General features: G+C 66.2%; 17 protein-coding genes and 1 pseudogene. 2 read left to right on the plus strand and 16 right to left on the minus strand.

Annotated elements, in window-relative coordinates; genetic code table 11:
* From AC13D8_RS05810 to AC13D8_RS05850, 9 genes and pseudogenes are all read right to left on the minus strand, one after another.
* Positions 1–90 (minus strand): annotated as a pseudogene (locus tag AC13D8_RS05810) (IS5/IS1182 family transposase); the annotation flags it as partial.
* A gap of 63 nt (positions 91–153) precedes the next feature.
* A complete protein-coding gene (locus tag AC13D8_RS05815) occupies positions 154–423 on the minus strand; it encodes a hypothetical protein (protein WP_482968049.1) in 270 nt (89 codons plus the stop codon).
* Between the two features lie 124 nt (positions 424–547).
* Positions 548–1,693: an iron-containing alcohol dehydrogenase gene (locus AC13D8_RS05820; RefSeq protein WP_482968050.1), complete on the minus strand. Its 1,146-nt coding sequence runs from the start codon at positions 1,691–1,693 to the stop codon at positions 548–550.
* Positions 1,690–3,072 carry an aldehyde dehydrogenase family protein gene (locus tag AC13D8_RS05825; protein WP_482968051.1) on the minus strand — a complete coding sequence of 461 codons (1,383 nt, stop codon included), beginning with the start codon at positions 3,070–3,072 and terminating at the stop codon, positions 1,690–1,692. The genes AC13D8_RS05820 and AC13D8_RS05825 overlap by 4 nt, the downstream gene beginning before the upstream one ends.
* A 10-nt stretch (positions 3,073–3,082) precedes the next feature.
* A complete protein-coding gene (locus AC13D8_RS05830; RefSeq protein WP_482968052.1) occupies positions 3,083–4,447 on the minus strand; it encodes a glutamine synthetase family protein in 1,365 nt (454 codons plus the stop codon).
* Positions 4,448–4,539: 92 nt separating this feature from the next.
* On the minus strand, positions 4,540–5,577 hold the full coding sequence (locus tag AC13D8_RS05835; protein WP_129432393.1) for a TRAP transporter substrate-binding protein: 1,038 nt from the start codon (positions 5,575–5,577) through the stop codon (positions 4,540–4,542).
* A 46-nt stretch (positions 5,578–5,623) separates the two neighbouring features.
* On the minus strand, positions 5,624–6,946 hold the full coding sequence (locus AC13D8_RS05840) for a TRAP transporter large permease (RefSeq protein WP_482968053.1): 1,323 nt from the start codon (positions 6,944–6,946) through the stop codon (positions 5,624–5,626).
* A complete protein-coding gene (locus AC13D8_RS05845) occupies positions 6,946–7,542 on the minus strand; it encodes a TRAP transporter small permease subunit (protein WP_482968054.1) in 597 nt (198 codons plus the stop codon). Before AC13D8_RS05845 ends, AC13D8_RS05840 begins: the two co-directional genes overlap by 1 nt.
* Positions 7,535–8,326, minus strand: coding sequence for an N-formylglutamate amidohydrolase (locus AC13D8_RS05850; protein WP_482968055.1), 792 nt, complete (start codon positions 8,324–8,326; stop codon positions 7,535–7,537). Before AC13D8_RS05850 ends, AC13D8_RS05845 begins: the two co-directional genes overlap by 8 nt.
* Positions 8,327–8,477: 151 nt before the next feature.
* Between AC13D8_RS05850 and AC13D8_RS05855 the strand changes: the two genes are divergently transcribed.
* On the plus strand, positions 8,478–9,350 hold the full coding sequence (locus AC13D8_RS05855; protein WP_482968056.1) for a MurR/RpiR family transcriptional regulator: 873 nt from the start codon (positions 8,478–8,480) through the stop codon (positions 9,348–9,350).
* A gap of 111 nt (positions 9,351–9,461) precedes the next feature.
* On the opposite strand, the gene AC13D8_RS05860 is transcribed toward AC13D8_RS05855, so the two are convergent.
* Together AC13D8_RS05860 and AC13D8_RS05865 are read right to left on the minus strand one after the other, a co-directional pair.
* Positions 9,462–10,508: a glycosyltransferase family 2 protein gene (locus AC13D8_RS05860; protein ID WP_482968057.1), complete on the minus strand. Its 1,047-nt coding sequence runs from the start codon at positions 10,506–10,508 to the stop codon at positions 9,462–9,464.
* Positions 10,505–12,340, minus strand: a complete 1,836-nt coding sequence (locus tag AC13D8_RS05865; protein WP_482968058.1) for a hypothetical protein — start codon at positions 12,338–12,340, stop codon at positions 10,505–10,507. Before AC13D8_RS05865 ends, AC13D8_RS05860 begins: the two co-directional genes overlap by 4 nt.
* Before the next feature lie 98 nt (positions 12,341–12,438).
* On the opposite strand from AC13D8_RS05865, the gene AC13D8_RS05870 reads away from it, so the two are divergent.
* On the plus strand, positions 12,439–14,457 hold the full coding sequence (locus tag AC13D8_RS05870; protein WP_482968059.1) for a hypothetical protein: 2,019 nt from the start codon (positions 12,439–12,441) through the stop codon (positions 14,455–14,457).
* 32 nt (positions 14,458–14,489) lie between these two features.
* On the opposite strand, the gene AC13D8_RS05875 is transcribed toward AC13D8_RS05870, so the two are convergent.
* From AC13D8_RS05875 to hutI, 5 genes are all read right to left on the minus strand, one after another.
* Entirely contained in the window at positions 14,490–16,130 is a 1,641-nt protein-coding gene (locus tag AC13D8_RS05875) for a Na/Pi cotransporter family protein (RefSeq protein ID WP_482968060.1), read from the minus strand.
* Positions 16,131–16,278: 148 nt separating this feature from the next.
* Complete coding sequence (gene hutU, locus AC13D8_RS05880; protein ID WP_482968061.1) at positions 16,279–17,949, minus strand: urocanate hydratase; 1,671 nt, start codon at positions 17,947–17,949, stop codon at positions 16,279–16,281.
* Positions 17,949–18,731 carry an N-formylglutamate deformylase gene (gene hutG / locus AC13D8_RS05885; protein ID WP_482968062.1) on the minus strand — a complete coding sequence of 261 codons (783 nt, stop codon included), beginning with the start codon at positions 18,729–18,731 and terminating at the stop codon, positions 17,949–17,951. The genes hutU and hutG overlap by 1 nt, the downstream gene beginning before the upstream one ends.
* Positions 18,728–20,254 carry a histidine ammonia-lyase gene (gene hutH / locus AC13D8_RS05890; RefSeq protein ID WP_482968063.1) on the minus strand — a complete coding sequence of 509 codons (1,527 nt, stop codon included), beginning with the start codon at positions 20,252–20,254 and terminating at the stop codon, positions 18,728–18,730. The genes hutG and hutH overlap by 4 nt, the downstream gene beginning before the upstream one ends.
* Positions 20,251–21,453 carry an imidazolonepropionase gene (gene hutI, locus AC13D8_RS05895; RefSeq protein WP_482968064.1) on the minus strand — a complete coding sequence of 401 codons (1,203 nt, stop codon included), beginning with the start codon at positions 21,451–21,453 and terminating at the stop codon, positions 20,251–20,253. Before hutI ends, hutH begins: the two co-directional genes overlap by 4 nt.
* Between the last annotated feature and the right edge of the window lie 20 nt (positions 21,454–21,473).

Genomic DNA, 21,473 nt, shown 5'->3' on the forward strand with positions numbered 1-21,473 from the left:
GTCATCGACCCGTGGCTTGCCGTGCGACTTCGGGAAGAAAGGTGAAATCTTGGCCATCTGCTCGTCGGTCAGCCAGTAGAGTTCGCTCATGTCACCGCTCCGTTTTTCGGGCCGTGAATCACGCAGCGCGTTGGAAATCAGTGCATCCTGACCCTAAGGTGGAGAAAGTTGAATCCCGCCCATTCCCTCCGCCATTTTCCGGATCAGGTGTTTGAAGATTTGGCTCAGGATGCCGGTAACGGGGCTGTCCGGGTAAAGTCGTTTTGGGCGCAACAGGCCTGCGCGCGAAAGCGCTTTTGGCTGAACCGACCAGTTTTCGTCGCCCTCCCGCACGCGCTTGCTTTCGGTCGAGATCACCCCGGATGCATACTTCGGTCCGAGGTCGGGGCGCTGGCCACCGACATGATACTGGTTCAACGCCATACCGATGTGCCCATCGCACGGGCGGGCTCCGTGTCGCAGGGCAACGGCCCAGACCACGGCATCATCGGAGCCGTGTCCCTGAGGGGACCTCGAAGGCTTTCGCTTAGAAAGGCAACGTTCGGCGTCAGATGATCTTGTCGAACAGCGCCCGCACGTTCTCGCGCGTCAGCGTTACCGGGTTGCCGCCGCAGCTGGGATCCGTCAGCGCCAACGCGGTCAGATCGTCGATCCGGTCGCGGCCCACGCCCATCTCTGACAGACGGCGGGGCACGTTCAAGCGGTCGTTCAGCCGCTGCACGAAATCGCGGAACCCGTCGAAGCCGCCTTCGATGCCGAGATAGGCGGCGGCCTTGTCGAACCGGTCCGCAATTTCCGTTGCGTTCAGCTCCAGAACCGCCGGCATGCAGACCGCGTTGGTGGTGCCATGATGGGTGCCGTAGATCGCGCCGATCGGGTGGCTGAGGGCATGAATCGCGCCCAGGCCCTTCTGGAACGCGGTCGATCCCATCGCCGCCGCGCTCATCATATGGGCGCGGGCCTCGATATCGGTGCCGTCGGCATAGGCGCGGGGCAGATACTCCTTGACCAGCCGCATCCCCTCGAGCGCGATGCCCTGGCTCATCGGGTGGTAGTGCGGGCTGGAGAACGCCTCGACACAATGGGCGAAGGCGTCGAGGCCGGTGCCCGCGGTGATGAATTTGGGCATTCCCACGGTCAGTTCCGGGTCGCAGATCACCACGCGCGGCAGCACCTTCGGGTGAAAGATGATTTTCTTCACGTGGGTTTGCGAATTGGTGATGACGCTGGCCCGCCCGACCTCGGAGCCGGTTCCTGCGGTGGTCGGCACCGCGATGATCGGCGCTATGGCCTCTGCATCGGCGCGGGTCCACCAGTCGCCGATATCCTCGAAATCCCAGACCGGGCGGGTCTGCCCGGCCATGAAGGCGACCATCTTGCCCAGGTCCAGTCCCGAGCCGCCGCCGAAGGCGATCACCCCGTCATGGCCCCCATCGCGGAACGCCGCGACGCCGTCGGCGAGGTTGATCTCGTTCGGATTGGGATCGACCTGCGCGAACAGCGCCACCTCGATGCCGGCCTGCGTGAGGATATTCAGCGCCTGGCGCGTGATCGGCAGGTCGGCCAACCCCTTGTCGGTGACCAGCAGCGGTCTGGTGATCCCCGCGTCGGCGCAGGCGCCGGGCAGTTCGTCGATGCGGCCGGCGCCGAACTTGATGGCGGTGGGATAGGTCCAGTTGCCTGTCAGGTTCATGATGCCCCTTTCTTGAAATGATAGGATTTCGGTCTGGTCAGGTTGTGATAGCCAATCACGCTCAGCCCGCCGCCGCGCCCGGTATTCTTGCAGCCGGTCCAGCACAGCGCGGGATCGAGGTAATCGGCGCGGTTCATGAACACGGTGCCGGTTTGAAGCTGTCGACCGATCCGCGCCGCGCGCCCGGCGTCCGGGGTCCAGAGCGCGGCGGTCAACCCGAACTCGCTGTCGTTCATGAGCGCGATGGCGTGGGCGTCGTCGCGGACCGGCATGATGCCCACGACCGGTCCGAAGCTCTCCTCGCGCATCACGCGCATCTCGTGGGTGACGCCGGTCAATATCTGCGGTGTCAGGTAGGCACCGCCGTCATCCTCGGGGAAGGGGTCGATATGCGCGGTGGCACCGGCGGCCACGGCCTCGGCGATCTGGGTGCGTACCAGATCGGCAAAGCGGCGGCTGGCCATCGGTCCGATGGTGGTTTCACTGTTCAGCGGATTGCCCAGCTTCATGGTGCGCACGATGTCGACCGCCTGCGCGACGAAATCGTCATAAAGGCTTTCGTGGACATAAATCCGTTCGATCCCACAGCAACACTGCCCCGAATTGAACATCGCCGCGTCGATGAGTCCGGCCGCGGCCGCGGCCGGATCGGCGTCGTCCAGCACGTAACCGGGATCCTTGCCGCCCAGTTCCAGCCCCAGCGGGGTGAAGGTGCCCGCCGCGGCCCGTTCCATCGCCCGACCGCCCCCGACCGAGCCGGTGAAGTTGACGAAATCGAAGCTGCGCGCGGCGATCAGGGCACTGGTGGTGTCATGGTCGAGAAAGACGTTCTGAAACACGTCGGCTGGCACGCCCGCCTCGACAAAGGCGCGGACCATGCGTTCGCCCACCAGGAGCGTCTGCGTGGCATGTTTCAGCATCACCGTGTTGCCCGCGATCAGCGCCGGGGCGACGGTGTTGATCGCCGTCATCCACGGATAGTTCCAGGGGGCGATCACCAGCACCACCCCGTGTGGCTCCCGCTCGATCCGGCGCTCGAAGGCGCCGCTGGATTCGATCACGATGGGCGCCAGCGCCGCCTCGGCGATGTCCGCCATGTGGCTGCCGCGCTCCTCGAAGCCGCCGAATTCGCCGCCGTAGCGGACCGGGCGGCCCATCATCCGGGCCAGTTCCGGCACGATCTCGTCGTTCATCTCGCCCACGCGGGCGATGCCCTTGCGCACCAGGTCGACCCGATCGGCCAGTGGCCGGGCTGCCCAGTCGGCTTGTGCGGCGCGCGCCCGCGCCACCGCGCCGTCCGCCTCTGCGCGGCTCAGGACCGGGCGTTCGGCGAACACCGATCCGTCGATCGGCGAGATGCATGTCAGTGTTTGCGTCATGATATCCTCTTCAGGCGCGCTCAAAGCCGCGGGCGATCTCGTAATCGGTCACCACGCGGTCGAATTCCTCCTGCTCCCAGCGGGCGGCGCGCACATAGTGATCGACGACCGCATCGCCGAAGGCCGCGCGCAGCATGGCCGAGCCCTCCAGCGCGTCGGCGGCGTCGCGGAGGGTGCGGGGAATGTGGTTGTCATCCTCTGCCTCGTAGGCGTCGCCGGACAGAGGCGGCTGCAGGTCCATCTCGTCCTCGATCCCCTTGATTCCGGCCGCGATCTGCGCGGCCATCGCGAGATAGGGGTTGAGGTCGGACCCACCGATCCGGCATTCGATCCGCACCGCCTTCGTGCCTTCGCCGCACAGGCGGAACCCGGCGGTGCGGTTGTCCACCGACCAGGCGGCACCGGTAGGGGCGAACGTGCCCTTCTGGAACCGCTTGTAGCTATTCACATAGGGCGCGAGGAACACGGTCATGTCGGGCGCGTGGGCGATCAGCCCGGCCAGGTAGTTGTGCATCAGCTGCGACATGCCATGCGAGCCCTCGGCGTCGTGAAAGGCGTTGTGGCCATCGGCCCACAAGGACTGATGCACATGGCTGGAGCTGCCGACCCGGTCGGCGTGCCACTTGGGCAGGAAGCTGGCCGCGTGGCCCTGTGCCCAGGCGATTTCCTTGACCGCGTTCTTGGCGATCGCATGATAATCGGCGCAATCCAGCGCCGGGCCGTATTTGATGTTCAGCTCGGCCTGGCCGGTTTCGGCCTCGCCCTTGGTGTTCTCGACCGGAATCCCGGCCGCGCGAAGATGGTTGCGCACCGGGCGCAGCACATGCTCTTCCTTGGTGGTCTGGAGGATGTGGTAATCCTCGTTATAGGCGCTGATCGGCTCCAGGTCGCGAAAGCCCGACTTGCGGATCTCGTCATAGCCTTTCGCGAACAGGAAGAATTCCAGCTCGGTCGCCATCATCGGGGTCAGGCCCATACCGGCCAGCCGCGCGATCTGGCGCTTGAGAATGGTGCGCGGGCTGTGCGGCACCTCTTCGTGGGTGTGGTGGTCCAGCACGTCGCACAGCACCATCGCCGTTCCCTCCAGCCACGGCACCGGGCGCAGCGTGTCGAGGTCGGGCCTCATCACGTAATCGCCATAGCCCCTGCGCCAGCTGGTGGCGGCATAGCCCTCGACGGTGAACATCTCGAGATCGGTGGCCAGCAGGTAGTTGCAGCAATGGGTTTCCTCCCACGCGCCTTCGATGAAATGCTCGGCCACGAAGCGCTTGCCCATCAGGCGGCCCTGCATGTCCACGAGGCAGACGAGAACGGTGTCGATCTCGCCGCGGGCGGTCTTTTCCTTGAGAGTTTCGAATGTCAGAGGCGCGGGCATGGGTCGGATCCTGTCCTGTCGGGTTCGATCATCTGTGCGGATGCCCCGGCATGGGGCCGGGGCATCCCTGGTTGGTGGGTGGCCCGAGGGCCTCAGCCGTAGCGATAGGGCCGACCGGCGAGGCGCATGACCTCGTTGTACTCGCGGATGATGCCGACCACCTTCTCACGGACCGGGTCCCCTTCGGTGAGTTCGTTCCAGAACGTCTGGGCGGCGCTTTCCACGGTCTCCCATTCCTCGTCGGGGATCGTGGTCAGCTTCATCTTCTCGCCATTCACGCGAAGCCCTGCCTCGCCGCCCCAATACCACCACTGACGGTAGTAGTGCGACTGCTCCATGCAGACTGTCAGCAGCGTCTTGAGCCGGTCGGGCAGCTCCTCCCAACGCGACATGTTGGCAAAGAAGTGGCCGATCCAGGCCCCCGAGATATTGTTGGTCAGGAAATAATCGGTCACGTCGGCCCAGCCCACCGTGTAGTCCTCGGTGATGCCCGACCAGGCGATACCGTCGAGCTCGCCGGTCTGCACCGCGACCTCGATATCCTCCCATGGCAGGGTGACGGGCACCACGCCGAACTGCGACAGGAAGCGTCCGGCGGTCGGGAAGGTGAAGATGCGCTTGCCCTTCATGTCAGCCAGGCTGTGGATCGGATCCTTGGTCGCGAAATGGCAGGGATCCCAGGACCCGGCCGAGATATGCTTGACCCCGACCTTGGCGTATTCTTCTTCCCAGATTTCCTTCAGGCCATACTGGTTGAACAACACCGGCACATCCAGCGAATAGCGCGTGCCGAAGGGGAAGTAGCCACCGAAGACCCGCACCGCCGTGGGCGAGGCCATCGAATCGTCGTCCGACTGCACCGCGTCGATCGTGCCGCGCTGCATGGCGCTGAACAGCTCGCCCGTGGGCACCAGTTGGTCCGCGAAGTAGAGTTCGATCTGCATCTCGTCGCCGGCGATCGCATTGAACTTGTCGATCGCGGGCTTGACCACATGCTCGGCCAGCGCGGCGCCGGCATAGGTCTGCATGCGCCACGTGATCCTGGATTGCGCGATCGCGGGCGCGGCGAGCGAAGCGCCAACCGCACCGGCACCGGCACTCGCGATGAACTTGCGTCTTGTCGTCGTCATTTTCTCTCTCCTATTGGTTGAGGCCCCGTTTTATCGGGGTTCTGGGTTAGTTTCCGTAGACCTGCCCGGGCAGCCACAGCGCGATTTGCGGAAATACCATCACCAGCGCCAGCGCCAGCGCCATCACCAGAACGAACGGAACGATCGAGCGGTAGATGTCCTTGAGGCCGATTTCCGGCGGCGCCATTGCCCGCATCAGGAAAAGATTGTAGCCGAAGGGCGGCGTCATGTAGGCGATCTGCGTGGTGATCGTGTAGAGCACGCCATACCAGATCAGGTCGAAACCGAGTTGATCGACCAGCGGAACATAGAGCGGCGCAACGATGACCAGCATGGCCGTATCGTCGAGGAACGTGCCCATCACGATGAAGCTGAGCTGCATCAGGATCAGGATCCCCCAGGGGCCGAGGCCCAAATTGGTGAACACCCCCTCGATCGCGCGCACCGCGCCCAGCCCGTCAAAGATCGCGCCGAAGGCCAGTGCCGCCAGGATGATCCACATGAACATGCAGGATATGGCCAGCGTGCTGCGCACCGAGTTCTCGAAGACCTCGCGCGTCATGCGGCCCTTCACCACCGCTGCCAAGAACGCCGTCATCGCGCCGATGGCCGAGCTTTCGACGAGCGAGGTCCAGCCGTTCACGAAGGGGACCATCATCGTCATGAATATGACCAGCGGCAGGATGCCCGCGCCCAGCAGGCGGATCTTCTCACGCCGGGAAATGCCCTCGCGCTCTGCCGCGGGCAGAACCGGACCCAGCTCCGGCTGAATCCGGCAGCGCAGCGCGATGTAGAGGATGAAGAGGCCCGCCATCATCAGGCCGGGCAGCGCCCCCGCCAGCCACAACTGGCCAACCGGTTGGCGCGCGATCATCGCGTACAGAACCAGCACCACCGAGGGTGGCACGAGGATGCCCAGGCTGGACCCGGCCTGAATTACACCGGTGACCATGGTCTTGTCATAGCCGCGGCGCAGCAACTCGGGCAGGGCGATGGTCGCGCCGATCGCCATGCCGGCCACGGACAGCCCGTTCATCGCCGAGATCAGCACCATCAGCCCGATCGTACCGATCGCCAACCCACCGCGTATCGGCCCCATCCAGACGTGAAACATGCGATAGAGGTCGTCGGCGATGCGGCTTTCCGACAGCACATAGCCCATGAATATGAACATCGGCAGCGTCAGTAGCGGATACCACTTCATCAGCTTCATCGCCGCCGAGAACGGGATCGTGACGCCACCCGTGCCCCACAACAGGACCCCGGCCAGGGCGCCGACGAATCCGATGGCGGCAAAGACCCGCTGCCCGGTCATGAGCATCAGCATCATGCCCGCGAACATCACCAGCGCGATCATCTCGTGCGCCATCAGATTTCTTCTCCGCGAATGCGGCCGATATCACGGAGGAACTCCGCGCTGGCCTGAAGGATCATCATCACGATGCCGATGCACATCACCAGCTTTATGGGCCACAGATAGGGGCGCCAGGCGGTCGGGCTCCGTTCCATGCGGCCCAGAATCTCGCCGACGCCGGACAGCCCGTCGCTGAAGAAGGACGAGATCAGCGCGCCGTAGAATTCCGACGGCGTCATGCCGAAATAGCCCAGGGAATAGGCCATCGACCCGAGGCCGCCCAGCAGTAGAACGACGAGAAAATAGAGCAGGAACAACACCGTGAACGCATCCACCCAGGCCCGCGTGTGGGGCGACCATTGGCCGTAGAAGAGATCCATGCGCACGTTGGAGCCAAGCTGGATCGAGTAGGGGCCGCCGAGGATGTAATACGCCACCATCGTGAACTGGGCCATTTCGAGCGTCCAGAGCGAGGGCAGAAAGAACGTCTTCGAGACCGAGGACCACAACAGGATGCCGATCAGCACGAAGATGAGATACATCGCGCACCGGCCGAGTGCCCGGTTCACCCGGTCAACACCGCGGACATAGGCCCAAACAAGCCTAGGCATGGGCTCCCTCCCGCGACCAGACCGATTCGACCATGAGCGCGGGGTCGAGCAGGCGCTTCACTTCACTGGCCATCCGTTCCTCGCCGCGCGTGTCGGCCAGCAGGTCGCTGCGAATCTCGATCATCACGTTGGGTAGCCCGCGCGCGACGCCGTGCAGCCCAAGGCTGTGGGTCACGTCGTCCCCGGGGCCATAGGGAGCATTGCGCTGGATGTCGCGCCCGGGCAGGGCGTCGGCCGCTGCAAGCATGGCATCGGCGAGGCGGCTGTCGCTGTCGTGCAGGATGCCGATTTCCACGTCCCGGGGCTGGCCGTGGAACACTGGCGTAAAGCTGTGGATCGTGACCAGCGCGGTGCGGGCACCGCGCGCGGCGCGGGAATCCAGCACCCGGCTGACCGCCGCGCAGAACGGGCGATACACGGCGGCGAGGCGGTCCGCGCGTGCCGCGGCGTCCAGCCCCGCATTGCCGGGAATGTCGCCCCTCTCCGTCTGCGCGGGCATGGCGCTGGGGCTCTCGGGCGCGCGATTGCAATCATAGACCAGCCGCGACACCCGTCCGGCGATCAGCGGCGCGTTCAGCGCCCGCGACAAGTGCCGCGCCACGCCCAGCGCGCCCGGATCCCAGGCGACATGGCTGCCGCGCACCTCGTCGGTCAGGCCAAGGCCGTTCAGCGGTGCGGGAATCGCGTTCGAGGCGTGTTCGCAGATCAGCACGACATCGCCCGTGCCATCGGGGTTGATGACATCTGCGGCCGGTCCAAAATTCGCGTTGCTGACAGTGGTCAAGACACCCCCCGAGCTTTGTTCAATTATTTTCTGTATTTTTTTATTCTGTCAATATATCTTCAGAAGAGAATTTCATGGCCGTCCCCGATGCACGGATCTTGTGCGAGGCGCGGGCGCAGTGATTGCATGGGGGCAAGACGGGAACGCCACAATGCCCGAGCCGACCAAGACAGTGCGCGACCTGATCCGCACGGAATACGATCAGCTCACCCAGTCCGAGCGCAAGCTCGCCAATGCGCTGCTCGAGAATTACCCGGCGGCGGGGCTGGCCTCGATCACGATCGTGGCCGCGAATGCCGGCGTTTCGACCCCGACGGTTGCGCGGATGGTCAAGAAGCTGGGTTTCCAGAGCTTTCCGCAGTTCCACCAGGTGCTTCGCGACGAGTTGGAGGCGACGGTCTCGGGCCCGGTGAAGAAGCGCGAGCGCTGGGCATCCGAAGCGCCGGAATCGCATATCCTCAACCGTTTCGCCGATGCGGTGATGCAGAACATGCGCCAGACATTGTCGCATGTGGACACCGGACGATTCGACGCCGCGGTGCACCGCATGGCCGATTGCGATGGGCAGCTATTCGTGGTCGGCGGTCGGGTGACCCGGGCGCTGGCGGATTACGCCTTCACCCATCTTCAGGCGATTCGCCCGCGGGTCACGCATATGACCTCTTCGGCCGCCACCTGGCCGCATTACGTGCTGGACATGACGCACGGTGACGTTCTGTTGATGTTCGATATCCGCCGCTATGAAACGAACCTCCTGCGGCTGGCAGAACTGGCCAAGGATCGCGGCGTGACCGTGATCCTGATCACCGATCAGTGGACCTCGCCGGTGAGCAAGATCGCCGACCAGATATTCAACTGCTGGGGCGAGATTCCGTCGGCCTGGGATTCAAACATCTCCACCATGATGTTGCTGGAGGCGCTGATCGCCGCGGTGCAGGAGACCTCCTGGACCGACACCCGCGCCCGGTTCGAGGAACTGGATGGTATCTTCGACCTCACGCGGCTCTACAAGAAATCCACCTGAGTGGTCCCGGCCAAGCGGCGTTTGGTATGCGTTGGGTTACCGTTCGCGTTCGACATACAGTCGCGCCGTCGATCCTGGCAGATGCTCCGACGTTGCGAGCGCGTCTCTCGCTCAGTAATCCCTTGTTTTTATGTCACTTGTCGTCACGATCCGGTTCTCGCGCAGCCAGTCGCGGAACTCGTCCCAGCCGGGGCGACCGCGTAATTCGGCGATCTTGGCGCGGTGCCAGTCGCAGGCCTCCACATGAAGCGGGCCAAGCACCGGATCGGCGCGGAGCGCGTCGAGGATGGGGCGCATCCGCGCGGCATGGGGCGCGATGCTGCGATCCTCGGTGCGGTTCACGTTCATGTCGGACCAGTAATGCTCGGTCTGCTCGCGGGCGATGTGGTTGGTGCGCCCGCGGTCGCGCTTGACGAGGAAGCTGTCGATGGAGCGCACCGAATAGTGGTGCAGCCGCGCGAAGCGGTGGCTGAAGCCGGGCCAGGCGCGCCATCCCACTTGGCTCATCTCCCGCAGGTTGCCGCCGCAATCGGACCAGCGCACATCCCCCTCGCGATCCTCGGGCACGCCCTTGGGGCGGTGGGGGTTATACTTGCGGAAAAGCCCGTTGTTGCGGAACAGGGTCTTGAAACCCGTGGCGCGGCCGTTGGCGGGATCGTCCTCGATATCGGCGAGGGTAAACTGCTCGGTCACCGGGCGATCCTCGTAGCCCTCGACCCCGCCGCAGCCAAAGAGCTTCCACACGAACGACACCGCATCGCAATCGCCCATGGCGGATATCATTCCCGGCAGGGTCGTCAGACCTTCGCGCAGGTTGATGAACTCGTCCACGTCGAGGCACATCAGCCAATCGGCCTCGCGCACCCAGGGATGCGCGGTGGCACGGCGCAGCGCCTTGTGCTGCGGCGGCGACCCGTCCGACACATCGTTGGGCCGGTGGCTGGCATAGCCCAGCTCGGTCAGCCGGTCGGCAATCAGGTCGGTGCCGTCCTCGCAATCATTGGTAAAGATGACGAAGCCGGTGAACCCGATGGCGAGGTTGTGCGCCACCCATTCGAGGATGAACGGCCCCTCATTCTTCATCGTGGTCATGATGACATGGCTGCCGCCGAGGGCGGGCGCGGGAAGCGCGGCTGCAAACTCCTGCGGCACGGTCATTCGGCGGCCTCGCGCTTGATCTTGCGAAAAGCAGGACTGACGATCCGCGCGAGCCGATCGTGCCCGCGCTCCTGAAGGTTGGTCTGCAAGGCCTTGCGATACCACGGCAGGAGGCGGCGCTCGCGGTAGAGGGTATAGAACACCGAGGGCGTCAGCGTCCCGTCGAGCGCGTGCTGCATGACCGGCTTCAATAGGTTGGCCCGGCGCAGGAATACCGGCGAGAAATGCCCCGAACACCATGTCTTGAGCGGGGTGACGTTGTCACCCTCCAGCCGCTCGACGTGGCGGCGGTCGGGGGGGAAGAACGGATCGTAGAGCACGAAGACGCGTTCTGCCTCGTCGATCTCGAAGGCGGCATCGGAATGCGGCAGGGACCAGTCGCGCGCGCGCCCCATGCCGAACCGCTCTTCCCACGGCACGAGCGCTTCATCGAGCGTGGTCTGCGGGTTGAAGCTGATGACCGTGGCGCCGGGTGCGAGCGACGAGAAGGCCAGCGCCGCGAAACCGCCCATAGAGGTGCCGGTCAGCCAGACCTTGTCGAACTCCGCGAACAGCCCGTCATCGCTGAGCTTTTCGAGATACGCGATGAGTTGCGGGCAGCGGTACCAGTCCTTGCGCCGCGCCATGACCGACAGGTGCGAGCAGCCGTTCTCGCGTACGAAGCGATAGGCCCAGGGCTCGCGCCCGGGCGAGAGGTCGTTGACGTTGGACAGGTTGTCGAAGGTCACGACAAGCCGCGCGGGATCGCGGCGGATGCACATGACAGCATGATGTTCGAGCCGGGTGTAAAACCCCTGCCGGTCACCGCCGGTATGAATCTCGGCGAACCACTCGGGCAGCGCGGGTTCCGTAGACGCCGTATCTTGCGCTTCGCCCGCGCTCTCTGTCTCGGGGGCGGGGGGCGGGGCCGCTGCGGGAAGAATCTTCGCCAGCGTCTCGCGCTCCTCGGCCACGAGGGCGGTTTGCGCGCCGGCCACCCCGTGCAGCGCCATCAGCTCTGCAATCTGCGCCTCCAGCGCCGCGGCGCGTGGCCCGATCGCGTGCGGCGGCCCGTCGATCGCCGCCAGATCGGCGAGGCGGGCGAGCATTGCCTCGGGGCCGGGCTGTTGCTTGGCCGGCAGGTGCTGCGCGCGCAGAAGCAGGGTTTCCGAGGTGGGGGCCGCTATGTGCAGGACCGAGGCGCGCGCCATCGCATCGCCATGCCCGGACCGTGCCCAGGCCACGCGGCTATGCGGCTCGGGCAGGGCCTTGCCGTCGCCGTCCACCCAGTTGACCGGCCTGCCACCCGTAACCGGCCCCACCGGCACCTCGGGGGTGCGTGCCGAAAAGAGGCCCAGCCGCACCACGCTGCGCAAGGGCGCGCCTGATCCGGGCGTGGCCACCGGGCGGGCCAAGTGCAGCACCGGTCCCGGTGCGTGATGCTCGTGCCCCCCGATCCCCGCCTCGCAGACCGGCACCGACAGGACATCCGCCCCCCCGGCCCCGCGCATCAGCGAGGGGATGGTCTGTGCCGTGCTGTGGATGCGAAAATACTCGTCCGGCCCTAGAAAGAGGCCATAGCCACCACTCTCCGCGCCCTCTATGCCGCCTGCCCGCAGGGCGGAATTGTGCGGCTCTTCCTTCATGTCGGGATCGACGCCCACCGGCACGATCCGCACCAGCCCCGCCGCCTCAAGCGCATTCAAAAGGGGGTGCGCGGTGGCCTGCCTGCGGTCGATCAGCACGTTGACGATGCTGGCCCCCAGCATTCGGTGCCACGCCAGCCATTCCAGGAAGGCGGAGGTGGGGCGCACCAGAGAGGTGCTCAGCACTAGCCTGGACCCTGCTGGCATAAACCGACCTACTCCTTCGCCACTGCCCGGCAGCGGGAGCGCTTGCGACTGTTTCCCTTGAGTGTATAGAGTTTTCCACAACGGGAAAAGGTTGTTTTATGTCGAATGCGCCCGACAATGCTGCCGATCCGGGCCGCGGCCTGTTTATCGGTTTGCGCAAGGATCAGCTTGGCGCGCGGCTGCTGATGATGCTCAACAGCATCCGTCTGGCCGAGGATTACGGCACCGATTTCCGCATCAACTGGTTCCCGCGCGGGGCGATGGCGCCCAAGCTCGACACGCCCGCAGACCTCTTTGCCCCGGACTTCATCAAGCGGCATTTCATCGACAACGCCGATTTCGAGGCGCTGGATGCGCAGACCGAACCGCTCCGAACCTTTCTGAAGGACCGCACGCCCGACCGGCTCGAGGCGCATCTCGCGGGCGGGGGGCATGTGCTGCTCGACGAGGGTTTCGAGATCGTGGAGTTCCCTTGGGAGGACGGCGGCGATCTGCGCGGGCGGTTCCGCGGCTTCATCGCCCGGATCGGGTTCAACCCGGTGGTCGCGCGCCACATGGCAGCAATCGAGGCGGCGATGGCCGCGCAGGGCGGTCGCACCATCGCCTACCACATCCGCCGCGGCGACATCCTCAACGAAGAACCGTGGAAGCACAAGGAATGGCCCGCCAAGATCGAGCCGGACGAGCTTTACTCGGCCTACCTCGAAAAGAACGCCGATGCCGGCGCGCTGGTCTTCTCCGATCAGCCCGAGAGCATCGCCCGCTTCACCGCCGCGCACGCACAGGTGGCGCGGATCGACGATCTGGTGGACATCTCCGCCTGCAAGCCGGTGCAGCGCGATTTCCTCGAGCTTTACGCCATGTCCCGCGCCAGCGAGATCGTGGCGCCGCCGATCAGCGCCTTCAGCCGCGCCGCTGCACGCCTGAGCGGGCAGGAGCGCAAGTGCTTTCATGAGGTCATGACCGTCCCCGAGCGCGAGGCCGCCTACGAGCGCCTGCTAGAGCGGTTCGGGCGCGGCGTGTCGGAATTCATCACCCCGAGCGAGGCCGCGCATGTCTATATCAAGCTGGCCCGCCGGTTGCAGGAATCCGGCCGGGACGAGGCCGCATGGGACATCGGCGAGGCGATCCTCGCAGCGGGCGCCGACAACGCGTTCCTGCCCCTGATGCAGGCGATTTGCGGCATCTACCTGCACCGCTGGGACGAGGCCCTCGCCCATGTCCGCGCCGCCCTTGCCCATCCCAACCTATGGCAGGAAAACACCGTCACCGCGCTCGCGGTGGAGGCGCATATCCTCGGCGCGCTGGGGCGTCGGCACGGGGCGCGGCGGTCCTTTCTGCGGGCGTTCTGGCAAAAACCGATGCTGCCCGACGTGACCGTGATCGGCACTTTCATGATCAAGCGGCGTCGCCTGCGCCCCGGACGTGTGCTGCCCTTCGACCGCGACACGCTCCTGATGCTGCCCATCCCCTACCAGCAGACCAACATCCTCGTACAGCAGGCGCGCATCCTGCGCCGGCGCGCCTCGGATCTCTCGACCATCGCCATCGAGTGGCCGGATTTCGCTATCGACGGCAAGGTGGCGCGGCTTCTGGACAGCCCCCGCGATCTCGCCGCCCTGCGCGACCGGATCGAGGCCGATCCGCGCTTTGCCCCCGGCACGCTGCCCGACAGTTTCTGCGCGCTTCTCGAGGCGCGGATGGGCCGGATAGAGGCGGCACTGACGCGCAACTCCGAGGCGCGCGCAGCCAACCCCGACGCACCCCTCATTGCCAAGCGGCAGGCGGAAATCCTTTCGCTAGGAGGCGATCACGCGGGTGCGCTCAAGGAAATCGAGGCGTGCCGCGCCATGGCACCGGATCATGCCTTCTGGCACTACCTGACGGGGCGGATTCACCTCGCGGCGGGCGATGCGGCGGCGGCGCGCGCGGCGATGGAGCGCGCGGCTGAGATGGATGACAGCACCGCCGAACTGCACAGCCGCCTTGCCGATCTCTGCCGCGCGGATGGCGACGAGGCGGCAGCGATCGCCGCCCTCGACCGCGCCGCCGAAATCGCCCCCAACCAGCAACGTTACGCCAACCGGCGCGCACGGCTCATGCGCAACAGCGCCTGAACTCAGTTGCCGCGCGCCAGCCGCAATCGCGCTCAGGCGCGGCTGGACATGCGGCTCGACAGCAGATCGCCTGTCTCGGTCAGGATCGGGTAGGCCACCATGGTAAAGGCGGTGTTGACCTGCTTGAGCGAGCGCAACGTCTCCTGGTGGATGTTGCTGGTCTCGATGCTTTCGGTCAGCCCCTCGCGAAGCCGCCCAAGATGGGCGCGCTGCAGGCGTGCCTCGATATCGCGGATCGTGTCCTTTTCAGCCACGAGGTCGCGCGCGTCATCGGGATGCTGGGACATCATCAGCGCCAGCGCCTGCTGCGCGTTGGCCAGCACGCGGTCGTGGAAGTCGCAGATTTCCTCCCAGCCGGGGCGCGAGAAATGCACACCTTCGCGGTGAAGCCGCTGCGCCAGCCCCAGCATGGAGGTCGCGATCGTGTCGCTCGCAGCTTCGAAATGCGCGGCGATCCCTGATAGGTCCATCGCGCGCTGGCTACGCTCGGCATCGAGACCCGCGCGGTTGAGCTGCGCGAGGTAGAGCTTGGTCTCGAGGTGGCGCTTGCGCACGCTCTCGGCGCTGTCGGTCACCGCCTGTGCCCCGGCCTCGTCCCACTGCTCGAACAGCTTTGGCACCGGGCGCAGCATCGTCTCGACGGTTTCGCCGATGCGGATCACCTCGCGCATGGCGCACGAGAGGGCGCGGTCCGGCGCGTCGAGCGCGGCGGGGTCGAGCGCGGTCATGTGCACCAGCCCCGATGGCGCGCCCGGGGCGTTGACGAGGTGCCGCGCCAGACGGTCGGCCAGCGTCACCAGCGGCAGGCAGAACAGGAGAAGCCCGAGATTGAACGCGATGTGCAGGTTGATCGCCTGCGTGACCGGCGACGCGCCCAGCCAGTCGAGCGGTGGCTGTAGCGCGGTGAGCACGGCCAGCACGAGGCCGGCCGCCCCGCCCCGCAGTACCAGATTGGCCATGACGACACGGCGCGCCTCGGGCTGTGCGGCCAGCGTCAGCACCACCGCGATGGCCGCGCCGCCCATGTTCGCGCCGAGGATCAGCGCGATCGCCGCCGCGAGCGGCATCAATCCCTGTGCCACCAGCGTCACGAAGAGCAGCACCGCAGCGACCGAGGAATGCACCAGCCATGCGAACAGCGCACCGATCACGAAGGCGGAGAGCGTGTCGCGCGCCAGATACTGCATCGCCGCGCCCGCCGCCGCGCTATCGAGAAGCGGCGAGGTCGCCATGCGCAGCATGTCCAGGGACACGAAGATCAGCCCCAGCCCGATCAGGATACGCCCGGTCTGGCGAACGCGCCTCTGTCGCCCGCGCAGGAACAGCACAACGCCCACGAGCAACAGCACCGAAATCAGCCAGGACAGCCGTACCATCAGCAGCTTGGCCACCAGCGCCGAGCCAAGATCGGCACCGAGCACCATCGCCAGCCCCGCCGCCGCCGGCACGGCCCCCGCCGCGACGAAATTGGCCACGAGTATGGCAACGGCGGTCGAACTTTGCAGCGCCATCGCGCAGCCGCCCCCCGTCATCGCAGCGAGCAGGCGGCTCTGCCCCGACCGGCGCAGCCACAGGCGCAACCGCGCCGCGAAGGCACGCTCGACCCCGGTGCGCACCAGACGCACCGACCAGATCAGCAGCGCCGCGGCCCCTGCAATCTGTAGAAAAAACACGGTGAGACTAGGGCTATCCAAACCGACCTTCCATATCGCGTTGATTTGCGCGGAGGAATAACCTGCTCCCTACCGCCGCCGGATGCAATCGGCATAGCACGCGCGTCAGGGTAATGTAACGATGATGTGACAGATTTATGACAGAACCTTACCCAAGGATGCGCGGCAGGCGCAGCCCGTGTTCTCGGGCACAGGCGAGCGCGTCCTCGTAGCCCGCATCCGCGTGCCGCCAGACCCCGCTCGCCGGGTCGTTCCACAACACCCGTTCCAGCCGTTTCGCCGCCTCTGGCGTGCCATCGGCCACCACCACCATGCCCGCGTGCTGCGAAAATCCCATGCCCACGCCGCCGCCATGATGCAGGCTCACCCAGGTCGCGCCCGAGGCGGTGTTCACCAGCGCGTTGAGCAGCGGCCAGTCGGACACGGCATCCGAGCCGTCCTTCATCGCCTCCGTCTCGCGGTTGGGCGAGGCGACCGAGCCGGAATCGAGATGGTCTCGCCCGATCACCACCGGCGCGCTCAACTCGCCACTCGCCACCATCTCGTTGAACGCCAGCCCCGCTCGATGCCGGTCGCCCAGCCCGATCCAGCAGATCCGCGCAGGCAAGCCCTGAAAGGCGATCCGCTCACGCGCCATGTCGAGCCAATTGTGCAGCTTGGTGTTCTCGGGGAACAGCTCCTTCATCTTGGCGTCGGTGCGGTAGATATCCTCCGGGTCGCCCGACAGCGCACACCACCGAAACGGGCCGATGCCCCGGCAGAACAGCGGCCGGATATAGGCGGGCACGAAGCCGGGAAAGCCAAAGGCATTCTCCAACCCCTCATCCAGCGCCACCTGCCTGATATTGTTGCCGTAATCGAGCGTCGGCACGCCTGCGTTCCAGAAATCCACCATCGCGGCGACATGGGTCTTCATGCTTGCCCGCGCCGCGCGCTCCACCGCCTTCGGGTCGCTCTCGCGCTTCTCGCGCCACTCCGCCATGCTCCAGCCCTGCGGCAGGTAGCCGTTGACCGGGTCATGCGCGCTCGTCTGGTCCGTGACGATATCGGGCCGGATGCCGCGCCGGTAAATCTCGGGGAAGACATCGGCGGCGTTGCCGAGAAGGCCCACGGATTTCGCCTCGCCCGCCGCGGTCCAGCGCTCGATCATGGCGAGCGCCTCGTCGAGACTATCGGTCCGCTCGTCCACGTATCGCGTGCGAAGGCGGAAATCTATGCTGTCAGGGTTGCACTCCACTGCGAGGCAGCAGGCCCCGGCCATCACGGCGGCCAGCGGCTGCGCGCCGCCCATGCCGCCAAGCCCGCCGGTCAGGATCCACTTGCCCGCCAGGTCACCGCCGTAATGCTGCCGCCCGGCCTCAGCAAAGGTCTCGTAGGTGCCCTGCACGATGCCCTGAGACCCGATATAGATCCATGATCCGGCAGTCATCTGCCCGTACATCATCAGCCCCTTGCGATCCAACTCGCTGAAATGGTCCCAGGTGGCCCAATGCGGCACGAGGTTCGAGTTGGCGATCAGCACGCGGGGCGCGTCGGCATGCGTCTTGACGATGGCAATCGGCTTGCCCGACTGCACCACCAGCGTCTCGTCAGCCTCCAGGTCCTTCAGGCTGTCCACGATGCAATCGAAATCCGCCCACGTCCGCGCCGCGCGCCCGATGCCGCCATAGACGACTAGCTCGTGCGGGTTCTCGGCCACGTCGGGGTGCAGGTTGTTCATCAGCATCCGCAGCGGCGCCTCGGTCTGCCAGCTCTTGGCGTTCAGTTCGGGGCCGGTGGGGGGATAGACATCGCGGGTATTCTTGCGGGGATCGGTCATCACGGTCTCCAGTCCGACAGGGTATCAAAGATGGGGCGCAGTGTGGAGCGCAGGCGCTCTGCGCGGCGCGCGTCATAGGCCCACGGTGGCGTCTCGGCGGCGAGGTAGGTGCTCTGCGCCAGTTCCATCTGGATCGCGTGCAGCCCCTCGCCGGGGCGGCCATAGTGGCGCGTCGTCCAGCCGCCCTTGAAGCGGCCATCGGTGACGGTCGTGTATCCGTCCGCCGCGCGGCAGACCGCCTCGACCGCCTCCGCGATCCCCGGCGCGCAGGTCGAGCCACCGTTGGTTCCGATATTCAGATCGGGCAGGGTGCCCTCAAACAGGAATGGAATACGTGAGCGTATGGAATGGCAATCGTAAAGAATGGCAAAGCCGTTCCGCGCGCGCACGCGCTCCAATTCCGCCGCCAGCGCGGCGTGGTAGGGCGCGTGATACGCCGCGCGCCGCGCCTCCACCTCCGCTGCGTCCGGCTCTTTCCCATCCTGCCAGATCGGCAGGCCATCAAAATCGGTCAGCGGCACCAGCCCCGTTGTGTTCTGCCCGGGATAGAGGGTCTCGTCGTCGGGCGCGCGGTTCACGTCGATCACGTAGCGATGCGCGCGTGTGCGCACCGTCGTCACGCCCTCGACCAGCCCATCGTAAAGCCGCTCGATATGCCAATCGGTATCCGCCAGTGCCCGACCCGTCTCATTGAGCCGCGTCTCTATCTCCGGCGGTACATACGTGCCCGTATGCGGCAGACCCAGCACCAGCGGGCCATCCCCTTGCATCACCTCGATCATAGCGCCAGCTCCAGCCCCGCCGCCCGCACCAGCGCGCCCTCGCGCATCAGCGCGGCGGCCGCCTCCAGATCGGGGGCCATGTAGCGATCCGCCCCGAGGCTCGGCACCACCCCCCGCAGGCACGCCACGGCATCCCGCAACGGCCCAGAGGTCTCCAGCGGCGCGCGCGCCTCAATGCCCTGCGCGGCACAGATCGCCTCGACACCCAGGATCACCGACAGGTTGCGGGTCATGTGCCTAAGCCGATACGCGGCGTGTGCCGCCATGCTCACATGGTCTTCCTGATTGGCGGATGTGGGCGTGCTGTCGATGGTGCAGGGATGCGCCAGGTGCTTGTTCTCGCTCATCAGCGCAGCGGTCGTCACCTCGGCGATCATCAGGCCCGAATTCAGCCCCGGATCGGGCGTGAGGAACGGCGGCAAGTCGAAGGACAACGTCGGATCGACCATCAGCGCCACGCGCCGTTGCGCGATGGCCCCCACCTCGGAAATCGCCATCGCCATCGTATCGGCGGCGAATCCCACCGGTTCGGCATGGAAATTCCCGCCCGACAGGATCGCGCCGTCATCGGTCAGCACCAGCGGATTATCCGTCACCGCGTTGGCCTCCACCTCCAGCGTCCGCGCGGCCCAGCGGATCAGGTCGAGCGCCGCACCCGTCACCTGCGGCTGACAGCGGATGCAATAGGGGTCCTGCACCCGGGTGTCACCCTCGCGGTGGCTCTCGCGAATGACGCTGCCGTCCATCAGCGTGGCCATCGCGGCGGCCACGTCGATCTGCCCGCGATGCCCGCGCAGATCGTGGATCATCGGGTGCAGCGGCGCGGTCGAGCCCATGATCGCGTCGGTCGAGAGCGCCGAGGTCACTACCGCCCCGCGCGTGAGCGTCATCGCCTCGAACAGCCCGCCTAGCGCGCAGGCTGTGGAAAACTGCGTGCCGTTGATCAGCGCCAGCCCCTCCTTGGGGCCGAGCACCACGGGGGCGAGCCCCGCCCGCGACAGCGCCACGCCGCCCGGCAGCGTCTCGCCTTCGTATACCGCCTCGCCCGCGCCGATCATGACCGCCGCCATATGCGCCAATGGGGCCAGATCGCCCGATGCGCCGACCGAGCCTTGCGCCGGGATAACCGGTACGACACCGGCGGCCAGCATCCCCTCGATCAGCGCGCATATGTCCCACCGCACACCGGACGCGCCACGCCCCAATGACAATAGCTTCAGCGCCATCATCAGCCGCGTGGTCGGGGTATCCAGCGTTTCACCAACGCCGCAGCAATGCGACAGGATCAGGTTACGCTGAAGCTGCGTGGTGTCCCCGGGCGCGATCTTGACCGAGGCGAGTTTGCCGAAGCCGGTGTTGACGCCGTAAACCGCAGCCTCCCCTTGCGCCGCCCGTTCGACCAGCGCCGCCGCGCGTCCGATTCCCTCGCGCGACGCCGGGTCTAGCCGCGCGGCATCCCCGTCACGCCAAAGTATTTCCAGTTGCGCCAGCGTTGTGGCCCCGGGAGTGAGCGTTTCGGTCACGATTGTCCTCCAACGATGCGGGTGTGCAGGGGATTGGTGCCGATCCGGTAGGAGAGTTCCGCAGGCGTCTCCACGTTCCACACCGCCAGATCGGCCCGCAGCCCGGCGCGGATTTCGCCCCGGTCGCGCAACCCGAGTGCGCGGGCCGCGTGCCGCGTGGCACCGGCGAGCGCCTCCTCCGGCGTCAGGCGAAAGAGGGTGCAGGCCATGTTCATCGCCAGCAGCAGTGAGCCGAGCGGCGACGATCCGGGGTTGAGATCGGTGGCCACCGCCATAGGCACCCCCGCCTCGCGGAAGGCCTGCACAGGGGGGATTTGCGTCTCGCGCAGCGTATAGAACGCGCCCGGCAACAGCACAGCGACCGACCCCGCCCGCGCCAGCGCCTCGGCATCCGCCGCCGTCGCGTATTCCACGTGATCAACTGAGAGCGCGCCGTAACGCGCGGCGAGCGCGGTGCCGCCCATGTGGCTCAACTGCTCGGCATGGAGTTTGACCGGCAGGCCCAGCGCCGTCGCTCGGTCAAAGACCTTCGCGATCTGCGTCGCGTCAAACGCGATCCCCTCGCAGAACCCGTCCACCGCATCGACGAGGCCCTCGGCGTGCGCCGCTTCAAGCGCGGGCAGGCACACCTCGTCGATATAGCGGTCGGCATCCTCCCCGGCGGGCACCGCGTGCGCGCCCAGAAAGCTCGTGACCACGGTCACGGGCCGCATCTCGCCGATCCGCCGCGCCACGCGCAGCATCCGGAGTTCGGTCTCGCGATCAAGGCCATAGCCCGACTTGATCTCGACCGTTGCCACGCCCTCGGCGATCAACGCATCGACGCGGGTCAGCGCCTCGGCGAACAACGTCGCCTCATCCGCATCCCGCGTGGCACTCACCGTAGAGACGATACCGCCTCCCGCACGCGCGATCTCTTCATAGCTCGCCCCCTCCAGCCGCATCTCGAACTCACGGGCGCGGTTGCCGCCATGCACGATATGGGTGTGACAATCGATCAGCGCAGGCGTGACCAGCCGACCTCCGAGGCTGCGGGCGGGCCAGCTAGCCATGCCGGCGGGAAGGTCCTGGGCGGGGCCCACCCAGCGGATCGTGCCGCCGTCGATGGCGATGGCCGCCTCGTCGATCAGACCGTAGGCGGCACCGCCCGGCGACAGGGTGGCGGCGCGAAGATCGGTGAGCAAAAGGGGCGCGGTCATGACACCTGTCCTTGATTATC

It is taken from the genome of Roseovarius sp. B-10 (assembly GCF_056859295.1).